Genomic DNA, 6003 nt, shown 5'->3' on the forward strand with positions numbered 1-6003 from the left:
TGGGCATCAGGTCAATCAAGACAAGCGCGGAGGTCATGAAGGTGATCATAAAGCCGGGCCTGGGCGGCGGCAGCCCTGGAGCCTCATACCCATTGACCAGCTCAGACTTAGGACTCATTCATCTAGGGCCCTTCGCTAAGGGCGGCCATACTGTGGATCAAGAATGGAAAGGTGCCTTCTGAGCTAGCAAGACAGGACTTGCTGAGGTCCCAGTCCATCCCGGACGGAAGGCACCTGCCAGGTGAAGGTTACCGGAACCCGCCCGAAGATCACCGTGAGCGCCGATGGTCGCGGCGTGGTGGGACACGCCGGCGCTCGGCTGTTGGCCGATGTCGCTGATGCGACCGGGTTGACCGGCGCGTTCGGTGAAGCCCTCGCAGGGATACGGCAGCGGCAGGGCGGGCATGACCCGGGCCGGGTCGTGGTGGACGTCGCGGTGATGATCGCTGACGGTGGCCAGGCGATCGCCGACCTGGCGGTGCCGCGGGACCAAGCGGAGTTGTTCGGACAGGTAGCCTCGGATCCGACCGCATGGCGGGCGCTGTCTGGTGTGGACAGTGATGCTATGGCTCGGTTGCGGGTGGCCCGCGCTACGGCACGGGAACTGGTGTGGGCGCAGGCGGCCGAGACCCGCGGCGGGCTACCGGCCTCGACGGTGGCCGGGCTGACGATCCCCGGACCGGTACTCGATCTGGACGCCTCCATCGTGATCTGTCATTCGGACAAAGCGCCGGCGTCCAAGACGTAGAAGATGACCTTTGGGTATCACCCGTTGTTCTGCTTCCTGGACGGCACCCGCGAGGCGTTGTCCATGCGCGAGCAGCACGACGGGGCGATCGGCTGGCAGCGGAAGAACGCCAACGTCCCCGACGGCTATCTTTAGCCGGCGTACGGCGCGAAGCTGACCGTGCTCGCCGACCCGTTCGGGTAGCCGGCTGGTTGCGGCTGGGTGGATGCGCTGCGGGTTGCCAGGCGCACCCTCTGGCCGGGGCGAGTAACCGCAGCTCAAGTATCTCCTCGGACGCCAGTGGCCGAGCCGACGATGAACGCCGCGCGAGCCGCTTCAGCCCATCACTTACGGTAGTCCAAAGTGTTCCATCATCGGTGCGAATGGGGTTGAAGGTGCCCACAACCATCACGTTCCGTGAACCAATTGGTTGATGACCATCAATCATGGTTGGCAAGATCTTTTGTGGGCCGCCCGGGACTCGAACCCCTCAACCCTGTGACGCCCAAACCGTCGCTGATCGGTTCTTGCTTCGTCGGGGTTACCCTCTACCAGCACCGTCAAGATGTCCGATTGTTCTGCTATGCCGCCGAGGGCAAGACGGTGAAGAACCGCCTCCACCTCGACCTGGAGCCCACCGACCGGACCCGGGACGAGGAGGTCGAACGGCTGCTCGGCATCGGCGCGGCGCAGGTCGCCGACCAGCGCCGGCCGGACGGTTCCGGTTGGGTGGTGCTCGCCGACCCCGAGGGCAACGAGTTCTGCGTGCTGCGTAGCGCCGCCGAGCGCGCCGCGGCACCGGCCCCGGACGCCGGGGTCGGCCCCGCCGGGCAGGCGCCCTCGGCATGACGGCGGGCTGACCGGCTTGCCGTCGGCCTGAACCGGGCCGGGCCCCTGCCGCCGCGCGGCAGGGGCCCGACTCGTGGGTCGCAGGCTCAGGAGCGCTGCTCGACCTGGCCCCGGATGGTGGCGAACTCCGACTTCGCCTCCGCCCCGGACTTGAAGAACATCACGATCATGCCGACGCTGCCTTTGTCGGCCCAGACGCAGACGCCCAGCGGCACGTCCTCGGTCTTGCCGTCGCCGCAGCGGGCGTCCCCGCCGAGCGGGCCGGGCTCGACCGCCGCCATGCCCGTGACCGCCAGCTCGGTGGAGAGGCCGGTGACCGCGTCGTCGAGCTCCTTCTTCGGGTCGGCCATGAGACCCGACGCGGCGGCGATCATGACCAGGTCCTGATTGGCCGGGTCACCGTAGAAGGCGCCGACGGCACCGGTCTCGTTCTGCACGCTCGACTTCATCTCGCTGACCATCTGGTCGGAGAGTGACTGCAGCTCGGCGTCGTTGATCTTCGGTCGGCCGGCCAGGGTCTCCGGGGCGACCACCCGCGTGTTGGCCGCGTCCACCGCGTCGCCGACCTCGTCCTTGAGGGCGAAGTAGCTGACCGCCGCGCCGCCGAGGCAGAGCACCAGCAGCACGGCGAACACGATCAGCAGGACCTTGCCCACGCCGGACTTCTTCTTCGGCGGCGGGCCGGCGAGGGCGTTCGGGTCCCCGTACCCGGGCTGCGGCGGCGGGAAGCCGCCCTGCGGCGGCGGGAAGCCGCCGGGCTGCTGCGGCGCAGGGTCGCCCCCCGGCTGCTGAGGGTACGAGCCGTACGCCGGCTCGGTCGGATGGTTGCCCTGTGGGTGGGACATCAGTCAGCTCCAGATGAGAGTAAGGACGGGTGATCGTAGCCAGTCCGGCCGGATCCCGTCGCGTTGCCCCGTGCCCGAATGACAAAGACGATCGCGGGGGAGCGGTGGTGGATCAGGCGGCGGGCAGGCTGGCCACCCCGCGCGGCAGGAAACGCCGGCCGGTGACCCGCTCGGAGCTGCCGGTCCGGTCCAGGTAGGGCGTGACGCCGCCCAGGTGGAACGGCCAGCCGGCGCCGAGGATCATGCACAGGTCGATGTCCTGTGCTTCGGCGACGACACCCTCGTCGAGCATCAGCCGGATCTCCTGCGCCAGCGCGTCGAGCGCGTTCTGCCGCACCTGCTCGGCGGTCAGCGGCTGGTCGCCGACCACCAGCAGCTTGGCCACCTCGGCGTTCACCTCGTCGTCGACCACGATCGGCTGGCCCGAGTCGGCGATCCGCTTGAGGTTCTCGCTGACGCCGAACCGGTCCGGGAACGCCGCGTGCAGGGTGCCGCCCACGTGGTACGCCACCGCCGGGCCGACCAGCTGGAGCAGGGCGAGCGGGCGCATCGGCAGGCCCAGCGGGTCCAACGCGCCGTTCGCCACGTCCAGCGGGGTGCCGGCGTCGACGGCGGCGAAGACGGTGCCGAGGAAGCGGGTGAGCAGCCGGTTGACCACGAACGCCGGGGCGTCCTTGACCAGCACCGACGACTTCTTCAGCTGCTTGCCGACGGCGAACGCGGTGGCCAGGGTGGCCTCGTCGGTCCGCTCGCCCCGGACGATCTCCAGCAGCGGCAGCACCGCGACCGGGTTGAAGAAGTGGAAGCCGACCACCCGCTCGGGGTGCTCCAGGTCCTCGGCCATCGCGCTGATCGACAGGCTGGAGGTGTTGGTGGCGAGCACCGCCTCCGGCTTGACGATCTTCTCCAGCTCGGCCCAGACCTGCTTCTTGACGCCCAGGTCCTCGAAGACGGCCTCGATGACGAAGTCGGCGTCGGCGAAGACGGACTTGTCGACCGAGCCGCTGACCAGGCCGTACAGCTTGGCGGCGGTGCCCTTGTCCATCCGGCCCTTGCTGACCGACTTCTCGATCTGCTGGTGCACGTAGGCCACGCCCTTGTCCACCCGGGCCTGGTCCAGGTCGGTCATCACGACCGGCACCTGGAGGCGGCGGGCGAACAGCAGGGCGAGCTGGCTGGCCATCAGGCCGGCGCCGACGATGCCGACCTTGGTGACCGGGCGGGCCAGCCCCTTGTCCGGCGCGCCGGCCGGCCGCTTCGCCCGCCGCTGCACCAGGTCGAACGCGTACAGGCCGCTGCGCAGCTCCTCGGAGAAGACCAGGTCGGCCAGGGCCTCGTCCTCGGCGGCGGTGCCGGTGGCGAAGTCGGCGTCCTTCGCCGTCTCCAGCAGGTCCAGCGCCCGGTACGCCGCCGGGACCGCCCCGTGCAGCCGCGCGTCGAGGGTCTGCCGGGCGAAGTAGAGCACGCCGGCCCACATGTCCTTGTCGACCTCGGGCCGGGTCACGGTGACCTGGCCCCGGACCACGCCGGCGGCCCACTCCAGGGACCGCTCCAGGAAGTCCGCCGGCTCCAGCAGCACATCGGCGATGCCCATCTCGGCCGCCTGCTTCGGCTTGAGCATCTTGTTCTGCATCAGCGGGTTCTGGATGATCACCTGGGTCGCGGCGGGGATGCCGATCAGGTTCGGCAGCAGCTGGGTGCCGCCCCAGCCGGGGACCAGGCCGAGCGAGACCTCGGGAAGCGCCAGCGCCGCCGCACCGCCGGAAAGCGTCCGGTAGTGACAGTGCAGGGCCAGCTCCAGGCCGCCGCCCATCGCCGCGCCGTTGACGAAGGCGAAGGTCGGGATCTCGCTGTCCTTCAGGCGGGCGAAGACCCGGTGGCCGAGCCGGCCGATCTCCAGCGCCTGCTCGCGGTTCTCCAGCGCCGGCAGGCCGACGATGTCCGCGCCCACGCAGAAGATGTACGGCTTGCCGGTGACCGCGATGAACGCCGGGTTCGCGGCCAGGGCGGCGGTGATCGCCTCGTCGAGGCTGGTCAGCCCGGCCGGACCGAAGGTGTTCGGCTTGGTGTGGTCGAAGCCGTTGTCCAGGGTGATCAGGGCGGCGGGACGGTCCAGTCCCGGTACGTTCACCTGGCGCAGCAGTGCCTTGGTGACGACCTCGTTCGGTGCGGCGAGCGCGCTCACTTGTTGCCACCCTCCCAGTGCGGGTTCTCCCAGATCACGGTGCCGCCCATGCCGATGCCCACGCACATGGCGGTGAGGCCGTAGCGGACCTCGGGGTGCTCGGCGAACTGCCGGGCGAGCTGGGTCATCAGCCGCACGCCTGAGGAGGCGAGCGGGTGACCGATGGCGATCGCGCCGCCCCACCGGTTGACCCGCGGGTCGTCGTCGGCGATGCCGAAGTGGTCGAGGAAGGCGAGCACCTGTACGGCGAACGCCTCGTTCAGCTCGAACAGGCCGATGTCGTCGATGGTCAGGCCGGCGATGCGCAGCGCCTTCTCGGTCGACGGGATGGGGCCGACGCCCATCACCTCGGGCTCGACGCCGACGAAGCCGTACGACACCAGCCGCATGGCGATCGGGAGGCCCAGCTCGCGGGCGGTCTCCTCGGCGGCGAGCAGGCTGGCGGTGGCGCCGTCGTTCAGGCCGGCCGCGTTGCCCGCGGTGACCTTGCCGTGCGGGCGGAACGGCGTCTTCAGGGTGGCGAGCTTCTCCATCGAGGTGTCCCGGGGTGCCTCGTCCACCGTGGCCAGACCCCAGCCGGCCTCCGGGTCGCGGACGGCGACCGGCACCAGGTCGCCCTGGAGCTTGCCGTTGGCGTACGCCTTCGCGGTCTTCTGCTGCGAGGCGAGCGCGAACGCGTCGGTGCGCTCCTTGGTGATGTGCGGGACCCGGTCGTGCAGGTTCTCCGCGGTCGCGCCCATGACCAGCGCGGACGGGTCGACCAGCTTCTCCGCGATGATCCGCGGGTTGGGGTCGACGCCCTCGCCCATCGGGTGGTGGCCCATGTGCTCGACGCCGCCGGCGATGGCGACGTCGTACGCGCCCATCGCGATGCCGCTGGCGACCGTGGTCACCGCGGTCATCGCGCCGGCGCACATCCGGTCGATGGCGAAGCCGGGGACCGTCTTGGGGAGGCCGGCCAGCAGGGCGGCGGTCCGGCCGATGGTGAGTCCCTGGTCGCCGATCTGGGTGGTGGCGGCGATGGCGACCTCCTCGACCCGCTCCGGCGGCAGCTGCGGGTTACGGCGCAGCAGCTCGCGGATGCAGCGGATCACCAGGTCGTCGGCGCGGGTGTTGGCGTACATGCCACCCGCCTTGCCGAACGGGGTGCGGACGCCGTCGACGAAGACGACATCCCGAACTTCACGGGGCACTTGGAGCCTCCTTGCCGGCACGGGCGTGTTCCCCCGGATGCTACTCGCCAGTAACCAACGTCGGCACCCACTCCCGTGTGGCCCACCCCACACTCCCGCTTCACCACTCCGTCGCGTTGATCATGAAGTTGTTGTCGTCTGGCCCGGCGTGTCGCGGCAACAACTTCATGATCAAACGGCCCCGGGGAGGGCTGGTGGCGGGGG

At 70.0% G+C, this 6003-nt stretch carries 4 protein-coding genes and 1 pseudogene; 2 read left to right on the top strand and 3 right to left on the bottom strand.

What is annotated here, in order from left to right; genetic code table 11:
• Window positions 1–241 precede the first annotated feature (241 nt).
• A pseudogene (locus C1I99_RS28155) lies at window positions 242–835 on the top strand (transposase); the annotation flags it as partial.
• A gap of 408 nt (window positions 836–1243) precedes the next feature.
• Window positions 1244–1576 carry a VOC family protein gene (locus C1I99_RS32945; RefSeq protein WP_438941457.1) on the top strand — a complete coding sequence of 111 codons (333 nt, stop codon included), beginning with the start codon at window positions 1244–1246 and terminating at the stop codon, window positions 1574–1576.
• Between the two features lie 86 nt (window positions 1577–1662).
• On the opposite strand, the gene C1I99_RS28165 is transcribed toward C1I99_RS32945, so the two are convergent.
• From C1I99_RS28165 to C1I99_RS28175, 3 genes are all read right to left on the bottom strand, one after another.
• Window positions 1663–2421, bottom strand: coding sequence for a flagellar basal body-associated FliL family protein (locus tag C1I99_RS28165; protein WP_111137234.1), 759 nt, complete (start codon window positions 2419–2421; stop codon window positions 1663–1665).
• Window positions 2422–2533: 112 nt separating this feature from the next.
• Window positions 2534–4606: a 3-hydroxyacyl-CoA dehydrogenase NAD-binding domain-containing protein gene (locus C1I99_RS28170; RefSeq protein WP_111137235.1), complete on the bottom strand. Its 2073-nt coding sequence runs from the start codon at window positions 4604–4606 to the stop codon at window positions 2534–2536.
• Window positions 4603–5799 (bottom strand): thiolase family protein, encoded by a 1197-nt coding sequence (locus tag C1I99_RS28175; RefSeq protein WP_111137236.1) that lies wholly within the window; start codon window positions 5797–5799, stop codon window positions 4603–4605. The genes C1I99_RS28170 and C1I99_RS28175 overlap by 4 nt, the downstream gene beginning before the upstream one ends.
• Window positions 5800–6003: the final 204 nt, after the last annotated feature.

This window comes from Micromonospora deserti, from assembly GCF_003236335.1.
GTDB classification, from domain to species: domain Bacteria; phylum Actinomycetota; class Actinomycetes; order Mycobacteriales; family Micromonosporaceae; genus Micromonospora; species Micromonospora deserti.